Genomic DNA, 15,838 nt, shown 5'->3' with positions numbered 1-15,838 from the left:
TGACGTAATGGTGTGTCATATTCGATGTGAGAAGTATTAATTGTAATACCGCGCTCACGCTCTTCTGGAGCGTTATCGATTTGAGCGAAGTTACGAGCTTCACCACCATATGTCTTAGACAAAACGGCAGAAATTGCTGCTGTTAAGGTTGTTTTACCATGGTCAACGTGACCAATGGTGCCCACGTTTACGTGAGGCTTATTACGTTCAAATTTAGCTTTTGCCACGATATATTCCTTTCTTTTCAGAAGTGCTCGATTAATTCGAGCAATATAACATTGATGCCGTAACCAATATTAGTTACGAGATTCTATAATCGCTTTTGCAATGTTTTGCGGTGCATCTGCGTACTTCAAGAACTCCATAGAGTATGAAGCGCGACCCTGAGATGCAGAGCGCAAATCAGTCGCATAACCAAACATTTCAGATAGAGGCACTACTGCATGAACAAGTTTAACACCTGCGATGCCATCGTCCATACCTTCAATTATGCCACGACGGCGGTTTAAATCACCCACAACATCGCCCATATAATCTCCAGGTGTAGTCACTTCTACTTTCATACAAGGTTCGAGCAACACAGGGGTTGCTTCTAGCGCGCCCCTTTTGAAGCCCATAGAGCCTGCAATTTTGAACGCCATTTCGTTCGAGTCCACATCATGATATGAACCATCAAACAAACTGACTCTCACATCAAGTACAGGGTAGCCGGCTAATACGCCATTCTTCATCTGTTCTTGAATACCTTTGTCAACGGCAGGAATGAATTCTCGAGGAACTACACCACCTACAACTTCGTTAACAAATTCGTAGCCCGCACCCTCTTCGAGTGGTTCAATTCTTAACCAAACATGGCCATATTGGCCACGTCCGCCTGATTGACGTACGAATTTACCTTCCACTTCTACTTTAGAACGAATTGTTTCACGGTAGGCAACCTGTGGTTTACCTACGTTACACTCTACACCAAATTCGCGACGCATACGGTCAACGATGATGTCTAGATGCAATTCGCCCATACCAGATATTAGTGTTTGTGCCGACTCTTCATCAGTTTCAACTTTGAAAGACGGGTCTTCTGCTGCTAGTTTTTGCAGCGCAATCCCCATTTTATCTTGGTCAGCTTTTGAACGAGGCTCAACGGCAATGGTAATTACGGGTTCAGGGAACTCCATGCGCTCAAGAATCACTCTGTGATTGTTATCGCAAAGGGTATCACCGGTTGTTACATCTTTAAAACCGATAGCAGCCGCTATATCGCCAGCACGTACTTCTTTCAGTTCTGTTCGGTCATTAGCGTGCATTTGCACAATTCGACCTACTCGCTCACGTTTCTGCTTAACAGAATTATAAACACCAGCACCTGATTCAAGTACACCTGAATACACGCGGATAAAGGTCAGTGTACCAACAAATGGATCAGTCGCAATTTTAAATGCTAAAGCCGCAAAAGGGGCATTGTCATCTGGTAGGCGTTTGACTTCTTTTTCGCTTTCATCAATGCCTGTAATTGCAGGAACATCAATAGGTGCAGGTAAAAAGTCAACTACCGCATCGAGTACCGCTTGCACACCTTTGTTCTTAAATGCAGAACCGCAAGTGGCTAACACGATCTCATTGTTAATTGTGCGCTGACGCAACGCTGTTTTGATCTCTACTTCTGATAACTCACCCTCTTCAAGGTATTTGTTCATCAGTTCATCAGAGGCTTCAGCTGCTGCTTCCACGAGATACTCATGCATTTCTGCAGCTTTTGCCGCTAGATTTGCAGGAATGACTTCATAAGTAAATGTCAGCCCCTGATCTGTTTCAGACCAGTTAATGGCTTTCATCTTAATTAAATCAATAACACCCTTGAAGTTCTCTTCTACACCAATGTTTAATTGTATTGGTACACAAGTCGCACCAAGGCGGTTACGAATTTGATTTATTACACGGTCAAAATCAGCACCTGCACGGTCCATCTTGTTAACAAACACCAGACGTGGAACGTGGTATTTATCTGCTTGACGCCATACAGTTTCAGATTGTGGTTCAACGCCTGACGAGCCGCAAAATACTACTACAGCACCATCGAGAACACGTAATGAACGCTCGACTTCAATTGTAAAGTCTACGTGACCTGGGGTATCGATGATATTAATACGGTGTTCAGCGAATTGAGCATCCATGCCACGCCAAAATGTTGTTACTGCAGCAGATGTGATAGTAATACCACGCTCTTGCTCTTGTACCATCCAATCTGTCGTAGCGGCGCCGTCATGCACCTCACCGATTTTATGAGACATACCGGTATAGAACAGAACACGTTCTGTTGTGGTAGTTTTACCTGCATCCACATGAGCAACAATACCGATATTACGATAACGCTCAATTGGGGTTGTACGAGCCACTATTATACCCTCTCAGCTAAAACTTTTGGTTTTAGCAATATCAACAATATGGAGCGGACCGAAGTCCGCTCCATCATATTACCAACGGTAATGGGCAAATGCTTTGTTAGCTTCAGCCATGCGATGCACGTCTTCACGCTTCTTAACCGCAGTACCTTTGTTGTCAGACGCATCTAGCATTTCACCTGCTAGACGTAAAGCCATAGATTTTTCACCACGTTTGCGAGCAGCTTCAACTAACCAGCGCATCGCTAGTGCGTTACGACGCACTGGACGAACTTCACATGGTACTTGATAAGTAGAACCACCAACACGACGAGATTTAACTTCGACTGATGGGCGAACGTTATCAAGAGCTGCTTCAAGGATACTTAAATGATTTTCGCCTTTCTTTTCAGCGACAACATCTAATGCCTTGTAAATAATTTTTTCTGAAGTCGACTTTTTGCCGTCCTTCATAATGACGTTGATGAACTTAGCCAACAACTCACTGTGAAACTTTGGATCTGGTAGGATTTTACGTTGTCCTACAACGCGACGTCTTGGCATATTAATTCTCCGTATGCTTCAGGTATTTCCAAAACTGGAATGTCAAATAAATATTAGCTTGGCCTTACTTAAACGGAATACGTTAAGACTTAGGTCGCTTAGCACCGTACTTAGAACGGCCTTGGCGACGTGAAGTCACGCCAGCACAGTCTAATGCGCCACGAACAGTGTGGTAACGCACACCAGGTAAGTCTTTAACACGACCACCACGGATTAGGATTACACTGTGTTCTTGCAAGTTATGGCCTTCACCACCGATATACGAAGTGACTTCGAAACCGTTAGTTAGACGCACACGAGCTACTTTACGTAGTGCAGAGTTAGGTTTTTTAGGTGTTGTAGTGTACACACGAGTACAAACACCACGTTTTTGTGGGCACGCGTTCAACGCAGGCACATTAGTCTTTTCGACTTTTGGCGCGCGTGGCTTACGTACCAACTGGTTAACAGTTGCCATGTATAGCTCCGACAGTTGATTTAAACTCAACAATAAGGTGTGAAAAATCTATATCCCACAATGGTGGGACGCGGAATTTTAGAAAGGTAATGGCTGCCTGTCAAGAAATAGCCAACTTTTCGTGCATATTCCGATAAAAAAGGCGCCAATGGCGCCTTTTTTAACAAACCATTAACTTAATCTTGGCTACCAGCCAAGTTTAGTAGGTCTGCTAGGTTCTGTTCAGCTTCGCTTGCGGTTACTGTTGTAGCTTCCACTTTGCCACGAGAACTTAATACTTTAGCACGTTCTTCGTTACGGGTTTTGTGATAAGCATAACCAGTACCGGCTGGGATCAAACGACCAACAATTACGTTTTCTTTCAGACCACGTAATGGATCGCTCTTGCCACCAACGGCCGCTTCAGTTAACACACGAGTGGTTTCCTGGAACGAGGCTGCAGAGATGAATGATTCAGTCGCCAAAGAAGCTTTGGTAATACCGAGTAATTCACGCTCAAACGTTGCAGGTGCTTTACCTTGAGCGACTAGCTCACGGTTAGCAATCTTCACGCGTGATACTTCTGCTTGTTCGCCCGCTAGGAAATCACTATCGCCTGCTGAAGAGATTAAACACTTACGCAGCATTTGACGAATGATCACTTCGATGTGCTTATCGTTGATCTTAACGCCCTGTAGACGGTAAACGTCCTGTACTTCGTTCACAATGTAGTTAGCTACGTTGTGAATACCACGAAGACGCAAGATGTCATGTGCCGCTTCTGGACCGTCTGCAATAACTTCACCACGTTCGACTTTTTCACCTTCGAACACGTTTAAGTTACGCCACTTAGGGATCATTTCTTCATAATGTTCACTACCATCTGCTGGAGTGATCACTAGACGACGTTTACCCTTAGTTTCCTTACCGAACGAGATCGTACCAGAGATTTCTGCAAGAATGGCAGGCTCTTTTGGTTTACGCGCTTCGAATAAGTCAGCAACACGTGGAAGACCACCGGTGATATCACGGGTTTTAGACGATTCTTGTGGAATACGTGCTAATGGGTCACCAACGTTGATGTTCGCGTTATCGTCTTTCGACACAATCGCGTTACCCGGTAAGAAGTATTGAGCTGGTACTTCTGTACCAGGGATCGTTAAGTCATTACCGTTTGCATCAACTAAGCGAATTGCTGGACGTAATTCTTTACCTGCTGAAGTACGCGCACCAACATCGAGCACCACGACAGAAGATAAACCGGTTAATTCATCTGTCTGACGTGTCATGGTGACACCGTCAATCATATCAACGAATTTAACACTACCAGCCACTTCAGAAATAATTGGGTGAGTATGTGGATCCCAGTTAGCGATAATTTCGCCAGCGGCAACTTCACTGTCTTCCAATTTCTCTAATACGGTACCGTAAGGCACTTTATAACGCTCTTTCTCACGACCTAGCTCATCGATGATGGCTAATTCAGAAGAACGAGATACGATAACGAGCTTACCGTCGATGTTAGAAACATGCTTAGCATTGTGTAACTTCAGAGAACCCGCGTTCTTAACTTGAACGTTGTTTTCTGCAGAAGCTCGAGATGCCGCACCACCGATGTGGAACGTACGCATGGTTAACTGAGTACCAGGTTCACCAATTGACTGCGCAGCTACAACACCAATCGCTTCACCGTGGTTAATAATATGACCACGAGCCAAGTCACGTCCGTAACACGCTGCACACACACCGAAGTCTGTATCACAGGTAATAACTGAACGTACAATAACTTCATCGATACTGTGTTCTTCTAACGTATTACACCATGCTTCATCAAGGAGTGTGTTGCGTGGAGCAAGCACTTCTTCTGTACCAGGCTTCATTACGTCAAGAGCAACCACGCGACCTAGAACACGTTCGCGTAATGGTTCAACAACATCACCACCTTCAATAAGCGGTTTCATTGTTAGACCACGTTCAATACCACAGTCATCTTCAATAACGACTAAGTATTGTGCAACGTCTACTAAACGACGGGTTAAGTAACCCGAGTTCGCCGTCTTCAATGCGGTATCGGCAAGACCTTTACGCGCACCGTGAGTAGAAATAAAGTACTGTAGTACGTTAAGACCTTCACGGAAGTTAGCCACAATTGGGGTTTCGATGATTGAGCCATCTGGCTTAGCCATCAGACCACGCATACCGGCTAACTGACGGATCTGAGCCGCACTACCACGAGCGCCCGAGTCAGCCATCATATAGATACTGTTAAACGATGCTTGTTGCTCTGGAACACCATCACGGTTAATCACTGTCTCAATTGACAGGTTTTCCATCATCGCTTTCGAGACTTTTTCGTTAGCGCTTGCCCAGATATCAATTACTTTGTTGTAACGCTCACCGGCGGTAACAAGACCTGATTGGAACTGCTCTTGAATTTCAAGCACTTCAGCTTCAGCGTCTGCTACTAAGGTGTATTTCTCGTCTGGAATAACCATGTCATCGATACCAACAGAGGCACCAGAAATGGTCGCAAAACGGAAACCGGTATACATCAATTGGTCAGCAAAGATAACGGTATCTTTAAGGCCTAATTGACGATAACAGGTGTTCAACAACTTAGAGATCTGCTTCTTACCCATGTTTTGGTTAACCAAATCATACGATAAGCCTTCAGGCAAAATTAATGATAAAAGAGCACGACCAACAGTTGTATCAATGATACGAGTTGCTTTAGTTCTTTCGCCATCTTCTGCAATATGCGTTTCGGTAATACGCACTTTAACGCGAGCATGTAATTCAGCAACGCCAGTAGCGTAAGCTTTCTCTACTTCAGACACATCAGAAAAAGCCATGCCTTCACCGCGACCGTTAACACGCTCACGACTGGTGTAGTACAAACCTAATACAACGTCCTGAGACGGAGTAATTACTGGCTCACCGTTAGCAGGTGACAAAATGTTGTTGGTTGACATCATTAGCGCACGAGCTTCTAACTGAGCTTCAAGCGTTAATGGTACGTGAACCGCCATTTGGTCACCGTCGAAGTCGGCGTTGTATGCCGCACAAACTAACGGATGCAATTGAATTGCTTTACCTTCAATCAGTACAGGTTCAAATGCTTGAATACCCAGTCTGTGAAGTGTAGGTGCACGGTTAAGCATGACTGGATGTTCACGAATCACTTCGTCTAACACATCCCATACTTCAGCCTGTTCGCGTTCAACCATTTTCTTAGCAGCTTTAATAGTAGTCGCTAAACCACGACCTTCTAACTTGCCGTAGATGAATGGCTTGAATAGTTCAAGCGCCATCTTCTTAGGAAGACCACACTGATGCAGACGTAAAGTAGGACCTACGGTAATTACCGAACGGCCTGAATAGTCAACACGCTTACCGAGTAAGTTCTGACGGAAACGACCTTGCTTACCCTTGATCATATCAGCAAGAGATTTAAGCGGACGCTTGTTAGAACCGGTAATAGCACGACCGCGACGACCGTTATCTAATAGCGCATCAACTGACTCTTGTAACATACGTTTTTCATTACGTACGATAATGTCAGGCGCAGCTAAATCTAACAGACGCTTTAAGCGGTTGTTACGGTTGATAACACGACGATATAGATCGTTCAGATCTGATGTCGCGAAACGACCACCATCTAACGGCACTAATGGACGTAGATCAGGTGGAAGAACCGGTAATACTTTTAAGATCATCCACTCTGGTTTGTTACCAGATGTGAAAAATGCTTCCATCAGTTTAAGGCGCTTAGTGACCTTCTTGCGACGGGTTTCTGAGTTGATTGAAGGCAACTCTTCACGCATTTGCTCGATCTGTTCTTCTAAGTTGATAGCACGTAGCAATTCAAGAACTGCTTCGGCACCCATCTTAGCTTCAAACTCATCACCGTATTCTTCTAACGCATCAAGATATGTTTCTTCGGTTAGCATTTGGCCGCGCTCAAGCGTGGTCATGCCCGGCTCGATCACCACAAATGATTCGAAATACAGTACGCGTTCAATATCACGCAACGTCATGTCCAGCATTAAGCCGATACGTGACGGAAGTGATTTTAAGAACCAAATGTGGGCAACTGGACTAGCCAGATCTATGTGACCCATGCGCTCACGACGCACTTTAGTCTGGGTAACTTCTACGCCACACTTTTCACAAATCACACCACGATGCTTCAAACGCTTGTATTTACCACACAAACATTCGTAATCTTTAACTGGACCAAAGATACGCGCACAGAACAAACCTTCGCGTTCAGGCTTGAATGTACGGTAGTTAATGGTTTCTGGCTTCTTTACTTCACCAAAAGACCAAGAACGGATTAGATCTGGCGAGGCCAAACCAATTTTAATACCGTTAAATTCTTCAGTCTTACTTTGCTGCTTAAGAAACTTTAATAAGTCTTTCACGTTTCTCTCCTGAAGGAGTTAAACCAGGTGCTTTGCTGATGCAAAGCACCCTTGGTTACCAAACATTGCTTAAGTGCGATGCTTACTCTTGGTCCAACTCGATATTAATACCAAGTGAACGAATTTCCTTCAACAATACGTTGAAAGACTCAGGCATGCCCGGTTGCATCTGATGGTTACCGTCGACGATGTTTTTATACATCTGAGTACGACCGTTAACGTCATCTGACTTAACTGTTAGCATTTCTTGTAGAGTATAGGCAGCACCGTATGCTTCTAGTGCCCACACTTCCATCTCACCGAAACGCTGACCACCAAATTGAGCTTTACCGCCCAATGGTTGTTGTGTAACTAAGCTGTACGAACCCGTAGAACGAGCGTGCATCTTATCATCAACCAAGTGGTTCAATTTAAGCATATACATGTAACCAACGGTTACTTTACGCTCAAATTCGTTACCGGTACGGCCGTCACATAATGTCAACTGGCCAGACTCTGGTAAGCCTGCAAGAGCAAGCATTTGCTTGATCTCTTTCTCTTTAGCACCGTCGAATGCTGGTGTAGCAATTGGAATACCACCTTTAAGGTTGGTCGCCAAGCGCACCACTTCATCATCAGTGAACGAATCGATATCAACGCGCTGAAGCACGTCATCACCTAACTCATATACCTGCTTGATGTAACCACGAAGTTCAGCAATTTCGCGCTGCTCTTCAAGCATAGCGGTAATTTTATTACCGATACCCTTCGCTGCTGCGCCCATGTGGACTTCCAGTACCTGACCAATGTTCATACGCGATGGTACGCCCAGTGGGTTAAGTACGATGTCTACAGGATTACCTTCTTCATCGTATGGCATGTCTTCAACAGGACAAATCTTCGAGATAACACCTTTGTTACCATGACGACCCGCCATCTTGTCACCAGGCTGGATAGTACGTTTAACTGCAAGGTAAACCTTAACAATCTTCAGTACGCCAGGAGCCAAGTCATCACCTTGGGTGATCTTACGACGCTTGATTTCAAATGTCTTATCAAAGTCAGCTCTTAGCTCTTCGTGCTGTTCAGCTAACTGCTCTAATTCAGTTTGTTTGGTTTCATCGTCGATAACTTGAATTAATACGTCTTTACGTGGGATCTCAGCTAACTTAGCCTCAGAGTAACCGACAGACAGTAACAAGTTACGAGCACGGCCCAATACACCTTCTTCAAGGATCTTGAACTCTTCACCTAAGTCTTTACGAGCTTGGCGAACGTGCATATCTTCAATTTCAAGCGCGCGCTTGTCTTTCTCAACGCCGTCACGGGTAAATACCTGTACGTCGATGATGGTGCCTTTGACTGAGTTAGGAACACGTAATGAGCTGTCCTTAACGTCAGAAGCTTTTTCACCAAAAATAGCTCGGAGTAGTTTCTCTTCTGGCGTTAACTGTGTTTCACCCTTAGGTGTCACTTTACCCACAAGAATGTCGCCACCCTTCACTTCTGCACCAATATAGACGATACCTGATTCATCTAATTTAGATAAAGCAGATTCCCCAACGTTTGGAATATCAGCAGTGATTTCTTCGCTACCCAATTTAGTATCACGAGCAATACAAGAAAGCTCTTGAATATGGATAGTGGTGAAACGATCTTCTTGCGCAACGCGCTCAGAAATTAAGATCGAATCTTCGAAGTTATAACCGTTCCAAGGCATAAATGCGATGCGCATGTTCTGACCAAGCGCCAAATCACCTAAATCGGTAGATGGACCATCAGCCAATACATCACCACGAACCACTGGCTCACCAACTGAACAACAAGGACGTTGGTTGATACAAGTGTTTTGGTTTGAACGGGTATATTTAGTTAGATTGTAAATGTCGATACCCGCTTCACCTGCGTGTAGCTCATCTTCATTCACTTTAACTACGATACGGCTAGCATCAACATAATCAACCACACCGCCACGTTTAGCAGCAACAACCACACCAGAGTCAACAGCAAGAGTACGTTCAATACCCGTTCCGACTAACGGCTTATCAGCACGTAAAGTAGGTACTGCTTGACGTTGCATGTTTGCACCCATCAATGCGCGGTTAGCATCATCGTGTTCTAAGAACGGAATTAATGATGCCGCAACAGAAATAATCTGTTGTGGAGATACGTCCATATACTGAACATCTGCTGCACGCATAAAGGTTGACTCACCTTTGTGACGACAAGCAATTTGCTCTTCAACCATGCGGTTATCAGCATCAATTTCGATGTTAGCCTGAGCAATGACATATCGGCCTTCTTCGATTGCTGATAAGTATTCAACTTCATCAGTAATCACACCATCAATCACTTTGCGATAAGGTGTTTCTAAAAAGCCGTAAGAGTTAGTGCGCGCAAAACTTGCTAACGAGTTGATTAGACCAATGTTTGGACCTTCAGGGGTCTCAATTGGACATAAACGACCGTAGTGAGTTGGATGTACGTCACGAACTTCAAAACCAGCACGTTCACGAGTCAAACCACCAGGACCAAGCGCAGAAATACGACGCTTATGCGTGACTTCTGACAACGGGTTGTTTTGATCCATAAACTGTGACAACTGTGAAGAACCGAAGAATTCTTTCACTGCCGCAGAAATTGGCTTCGCATTAATTAAGTCTTGTGGCATAAGCTCGTTTAAATCGCCTAAAGATAGACGTTCACGAACAGCACGCTCAACACGGACTAAACCAACACGGAACTGGTTTTCAGCCATCTCACCCACGCTACGAATACGACGGTTACCTAAGTGGTCAATATCGTCGACTTCATCATTACCGTTACGGATTTCGATGATTTTCTTCATAACGCAAACGATGTCTTCTTTAGACAGCACGCCACGACCTTCGTCTTCAGCAATCTCAAGACGACGGTTGAACTTCATACGACCTACTTTAGATAAGTCATAACGTTCTTCACTGAAGAATAGATTTTGGAATAAACCTTCAGCTGCATCTTTGGTTGGTGGCTCGCCAGGACGCATCATACGGTAGATTTCAACTAACGCTTCTAAACGGTTAGTTGTTGAATCAATGCGTAATGTGTCGGCAATATAAGCACCATGATCAAGGTCATTGATAAATAAAGTATCAATATTCTTGATTCCAGCAAGTGATAAGTTAGCTAAATTTTCTAAGCTAATCTCGCTGTTTGCTGTCACTAACACTTCACCGGTATCTTCATCGATGTAGTCTTGAGCAGCATATTTACCAACAATATAATCTACTGGTACTTCTAGCTCAGTAGTGTTGGTTTTTTCAAGTTGCTTAATATGACGCGCAGTAATGCGACGGCCAGCTTCAACGAGTAAAGAGCCTTCAGCATCTTTAATGTCATAGCCTGCAGTTTCACCACGAAGACGGTCAGGCACAAGTGCCATTACTAATGAGTCTTTTTTAATCTTAAACTCAATACGCTCGAAGAATAAATCGAGGATATCTTGAGTTGAATATTCAAGCGCACGTAAAATAATAGTCGCCGGTAATTTACGACGACGGTCAATACGAACGAATAGAGCATCTTTAGGATCAAATTCAAAGTCAAGCCATGAACCACGGTAAGGAATAATACGTGCGTTATACAGCACCTTACCAGAAGAGTGGGTTTTACCACGGTCATGATCAAAGAACACACCTGGAGAACGGTGTAACTGAGACACAATTACACGCTCAGTACCGTTAATAACGAAAGTACCGTTATCAGTCATCATGGGGATATCACCCATGTAGACTTCTTGCTCTTTAATGTCTTTAACAGTACCAGCAGCAGCTTCACGGTCAAACAACACCATGCGTAATTTCACGCGAAGTGGGGCTGAATAAGTAACACCGCGGATCTGACATTCTTTCACATCAAAAACTGGCGCACCTAGCTTGTAGCTGACATATTGAAGCTCAGAATAGCCAGAGAAGCTCTTGATAGGAAAAACGCTACGGAATGCGGCTTCAAAGCCACGCTCACCCGTAGGGTCCTGATCGGTGAATTTCTTAAAAGAGTCTAACTGGATAGACAATAAATAAGGAATGTCCAAAACTTTTGGACGCTTACCAAAGTCTTTGCGAATACGCTTCTTTTCAGAATAGGAGTAAACCATGGGTTTCCTCTGCTTACGAGATGTGACCAAGACTGAAATAATATAATTAAATCAGCACGTTTGCCCATCACCGTTGATGGCAAGAACCTAACCAGTAATCTCTGCTAGGGACTGCTAAAACTGGCGATAAACGGTGAAAAAAAATCGCCTGCGCATAAAGCGCAAAAAAGGCCGACGGTTAAAAAACCGCCAGCCTTCACCCAATTACTTGGGTGATGCAAGCTAAATTATAGCTTACTTAACTTCAACAGATGCACCAGCAGCTTCTAAACTAGCTTTAAGTGTTGCAGCTTCTTCTTTAGACACAGCTTCTTTAACTGCGATTGGAGAAGATTCAGCCATAGTCTTAGCTTCTTTCAGGCCTAAACCTGTAGCGCTACGAAGCGCTTTAATAACTGATACTTTGTTTTCGCCAAATGATGTAAGAACTACATCAAATTCTGTTTGCTCTTCAACAACAGCAGCTTCGCCGCCGCCTGAAACTACTGCAGCTGCAGCAGAAACGCCGAATTTCTCTTCCATAGCTTCGATTAGTTCAACAACTTCCATTACAGACATTGCTGCGAAAGCTTCTAAGATTTGGTCTTTAGTGATAGACATTAGAAATATTTCCTATTGTTCTGAATTCAATTTTATTAAGCTGCCTGCTTAAAATTAAGCGGCGTCTTGTTTTTGATCGCGAAGGGCGGCCAATGTACGAACGAATTTGCCAGCAGATGCTTCTTTCATAGTCATCATCAACTGAGCTAGTGCTTCTTCGTATGTTGGTAGTTTCGCTAAACGATCAATATCAGCTGCAGGGATAAACATCCCTTCGAAAGCTGCACCTTTAACTTCAAATTTTGCTTGTCCCTTAGCGAAGTCTTTTAAAAGACGCGCTGCTGCACCTGGGTGCACATTAGAGAAAGCTATCAAAGTTGGGCCGGTGAACGTATCTGCTAGGCACTCAAAAGCTGTACCTTCAACTGCACGACGAGCAAGAGTGTTACGTACTACACGTACAAACACACCATTTTCGCGAGCAGCTTTACGCAGACCGGTCATAGCACCTACAGTCACGCCGCGTGAATCGGCAACAACTGCAGAAAGTGCACCTTTGGCAGCTTCGTTGACTTCAGCAACAATTGCCTTTTTGTCTTCGAGTCTTAATGCCATTGGCTTTACTCCTGGATTCTACCTAGGGAATTCCCTAGTATTTACCAAATTAAACACCTATGTGTTTAATTACTTACGGTGCAGATTTCCAGTAAAAAAATTTAGCTGGGGCCTGACACCGTCTACGCTGGAAATTAAGTCAATCTGACGATTAACACCTGCGGTCTTGGACGGAAACCGACTCTATTATCCAAAAATTCGAAAATTAATGAATAAAAGCGGCTTCAACCCACAAAGTGCGCGTATTATAGACTAATACGCGCTCCTTGTATATTACTTCGCTTCTTCCAAAGAACTCTGGTCGATAGCAACGCCTGCACCCATAGTGGTAGAGACGCTTATTTTTTTCACGTAAATGCCTTTAGCAACTGCAGGCTTAGCCTTTTTCAGTGCTGACACTAACGATTCTAAGTTTTCTTTCAACTGTTCGGTAGTAAAAGTTACTTTGCCGATAGTTGTATGGATAATACCATTTTTGTCGTTTCTGTAACGAACTTGACCGGCTTTGGCATTCTTAACGGCTTCAGCAACATTTGGCGTTACTGTACCCGTTTTAGGGTTAGGCATTAAACCACGAGGGCCTAAAATTTGACCTAACATACCAACAACGCGCATTGCATCTGGAGAGGCAATAACAACATCAAAGTTCATTTCGCCAGCTTTAACTTGTGCAGCTAGATCTTCCATACCCACAAGTTCTGCACCAGCAGCTTTAGCCGCTTCAGCGTTAGCACCTTGTGTGAATACAGCAACACGAACGTCACGACCAGTACCGTGTGGAAGTACAGTAGCACCACGCACGTTTTGATCTGATTTACGAGGATCGATACCTAGGTTAACAGCAACGTCAACACTTTCAACAAATTTAGCAGTTGCTAATTCTTTTAAAAGTATTACAGCTTCGCTGATGTCATACTGTTTTGTTACATCAACTTTTTCGCGAATAACGCGACCGCGCTTAGTTAGCTTTGCCATTATATTAATCCTCTACTACCAAACCCATTGAACGTGCAGTACCTTCAATTGAGCGAGTCATCGCTTCAATATCAGCACCAGTCATATCAGCGGCTTTAGATTCAGCAATTTCCTGAACAGCGCTACGCTTGATAGTTCCTACTTTATCAGTATTAGGACGGCCAGAACCTGATTTCAGACCTAGTGCTTTAAGCAGTAGGAAAGATGCAGGTGGAGTCTTAGTTACAAAAGTAAAAGAACGGTCACTATAAACGGTGATAACAACAGGGATCGGCATACCTTTCTCGAACTTTTCAGTACGAGCGTTGAATGCTTTACAAAATTCCATGATGTTCACACCTTTTTGACCTAAAGCAGGACCAACTGGTGGAGACGGGTTTGCAGCGCCAGCTGCTACTTGTAGCTTAATATAAGCTTCAATTTTCTTTGCCATGTCGACATATCCTCAATTTGGGTTCAAACGCATTTTGGCGACATGCCAATATGCTCCCCTGAAAACAACGGGTGCGAATTATATAAAAAACTACACTCGCAAACAATATTTATTTGTATTTATTTTAATCAGCTCTTTTCGACCTGATGAAAATCTAATTCTACTGGTGTTGAACGACCGAAAATCATCACAGAAACCTTAATACGGTTCTTTTCATAATCGACTTCTTCAATAGTACCGTTAAAGTCTGCAAATGGACCGTCGCACACACGAACAACTTCACCAGGTTCATACATAATACGATGAGTTGGAGATTCAACAGTATCTTGAAGACGTTGAAGAATAGCGTCAGCTTCTTTGTCAGAAATCGGTGACGGGCGATCTGATGTGCCACCAATAAAGCCCATTACACGAGGAATACTTTTGACTAAGTGCCAACTATCATCATTCATTTCCATCTGGACTAGTACATAACCAGGGAAGAATTTACGTTCACTTTTACGACGTTGACCGGCACGCATTTCAACAACTTCTTCAGTAGGAACTAAGATCTCACCGAAGTACTCTTCCATATTGTGCATTCTGATATGTTCGAGCAGTGTTTTAAGCACACGGCCTTCGTAGCCCGAGAAAGCTTGGATCACATACCATCTTTTTTTCGCTTCTGTAACTTCAGTCATTTTCAGATGCCTATACGCCAGTAATTAAATTGACTACTCGTAACAATATTGCATCTAATCCCCAAAGGATTAATGCCATTACAGCAGTAGCTGCAAGTACAATAAAAGTAGTGTTTAGCGCCTCTTGGCGAGTTGGCCAAACAACTTTACGCACTTCAATATGTGCTTCACGCGCAAAAGATTGTGCCTGCTTACCCTTGCTTGTCTGCAGCGCAATGACACCTGCAATAGCAAAGGCAATAATGACCCCAGCAACACGGGCCACTACATTAGCATCTGCATAAAATTGATTGCCTATAACAGCAGTAGCAACTAGCAATGCTGCTACGCCCCACTTAACGATATCCAAAGAATCACTCTGGTTTTCAATATTTGTTTTCATCGGTTAATTCCGTTACTCACTACGACCTGAGCTTAGCTTGATAAACAACATATTTACCAAATCCGCATTTCCGAACTTTCCCAGAAAATGCATAAGCACAGGGTCCAAAATCGGTCATAGATTGTATTCTTATTCAGCTTTATTCGCAACAATGCAGGTAGGGTATGGTTAAAAAATCAATCAAAAAATCAAATTTTGTTGTCAACTTCACCCTAAAAACAAAAAAGGAAGCCGAGGCTTCCTTTTTCAGTGTTCACTAAAGTCGCTATTACGCGATAATTTTAGCTACAACACCTG

12 protein-coding genes are annotated in these 15,838 nt (G+C 43.6%); all 12 read right to left on the bottom strand.

Annotation, left to right across the window (positions count from 1 at the left end):
• On the bottom strand, positions 1–227 hold a 227-nt coding region (locus tag AAEZ02_RS20565), incomplete at its 3' end, for a GTP-binding protein (RefSeq protein WP_351079268.1).
• Between the two features lie 69 nt (positions 228–296).
• Positions 297–2,393: an elongation factor G gene (gene fusA, locus AAEZ02_RS20560; RefSeq protein WP_351124802.1), complete on the bottom strand. Its 2,097-nt coding sequence runs from the start codon at positions 2,391–2,393 to the stop codon at positions 297–299.
• 78 nt (positions 2,394–2,471) lie between these two features.
• Positions 2,472–2,942: a 30S ribosomal protein S7 gene (gene rpsG / locus AAEZ02_RS20555; RefSeq protein ID WP_101033705.1), complete on the bottom strand. Its 471-nt coding sequence runs from the start codon at positions 2,940–2,942 to the stop codon at positions 2,472–2,474.
• 82 nt (positions 2,943–3,024) lie between these two features.
• Positions 3,025–3,399, bottom strand: a complete 375-nt coding sequence (gene rpsL / locus AAEZ02_RS20550) for a 30S ribosomal protein S12 (protein WP_101033703.1) — start codon at positions 3,397–3,399, stop codon at positions 3,025–3,027.
• A gap of 176 nt (positions 3,400–3,575) precedes the next feature.
• The gene (rpoC, locus tag AAEZ02_RS20545; protein ID WP_351124799.1) at positions 3,576–7,802 is read right to left on the bottom strand and encodes a DNA-directed RNA polymerase subunit beta'; all 4,227 of its coding nucleotides are present in this window, start codon (positions 7,800–7,802) and stop codon (positions 3,576–3,578) included.
• Positions 7,803–7,884: 82 nt separating this feature from the next.
• Positions 7,885–11,916, bottom strand: a complete 4,032-nt coding sequence (rpoB, locus tag AAEZ02_RS20540; protein WP_101033697.1) for a DNA-directed RNA polymerase subunit beta — start codon at positions 11,914–11,916, stop codon at positions 7,885–7,887.
• 234 nt (positions 11,917–12,150) lie between these two features.
• Positions 12,151–12,516 (bottom strand): 50S ribosomal protein L7/L12, encoded by a 366-nt coding sequence (rplL, locus tag AAEZ02_RS20535; RefSeq protein ID WP_101033695.1) that lies wholly within the window; start codon positions 12,514–12,516, stop codon positions 12,151–12,153.
• Between the two features lie 54 nt (positions 12,517–12,570).
• Complete coding sequence (rplJ, locus tag AAEZ02_RS20530; RefSeq protein ID WP_101033693.1) at positions 12,571–13,071, bottom strand: 50S ribosomal protein L10; 501 nt, start codon at positions 13,069–13,071, stop codon at positions 12,571–12,573.
• 273 nt (positions 13,072–13,344) lie between these two features.
• Positions 13,345–14,046, bottom strand: a complete 702-nt coding sequence (rplA, locus tag AAEZ02_RS20525) for a 50S ribosomal protein L1 (RefSeq protein ID WP_101033691.1) — start codon at positions 14,044–14,046, stop codon at positions 13,345–13,347.
• Positions 14,047–14,050: 4 nt separating this feature from the next.
• Positions 14,051–14,479 (bottom strand): 50S ribosomal protein L11, encoded by a 429-nt coding sequence (rplK, locus tag AAEZ02_RS20520; protein WP_124013989.1) that lies wholly within the window; start codon positions 14,477–14,479, stop codon positions 14,051–14,053.
• Positions 14,480–14,607: 128 nt separating this feature from the next.
• The gene (nusG, locus tag AAEZ02_RS20515; RefSeq protein WP_101033687.1) at positions 14,608–15,159 is read right to left on the bottom strand and encodes a transcription termination/antitermination protein NusG; all 552 of its coding nucleotides are present in this window, start codon (positions 15,157–15,159) and stop codon (positions 14,608–14,610) included.
• Positions 15,160–15,169: 10 nt separating this feature from the next.
• Positions 15,170–15,541 (bottom strand): preprotein translocase subunit SecE, encoded by a 372-nt coding sequence (secE, locus tag AAEZ02_RS20510; RefSeq protein WP_101033685.1) that lies wholly within the window; start codon positions 15,539–15,541, stop codon positions 15,170–15,172.
• Between the last annotated feature and the right edge of the window lie 297 nt (positions 15,542–15,838).

The sequence above is a fragment of the Shewanella sp. T24-MNA-CIBAN-0130 genome (assembly GCF_040310185.1).
Taxonomy (GTDB): Bacteria; Pseudomonadota; Gammaproteobacteria; order Enterobacterales; family Shewanellaceae; genus Shewanella; species Shewanella psychromarinicola.
The sequence above is the reverse complement of the archived record's forward strand: the minus strand, read 5'-3'. Positions and strand labels throughout refer to the sequence as shown.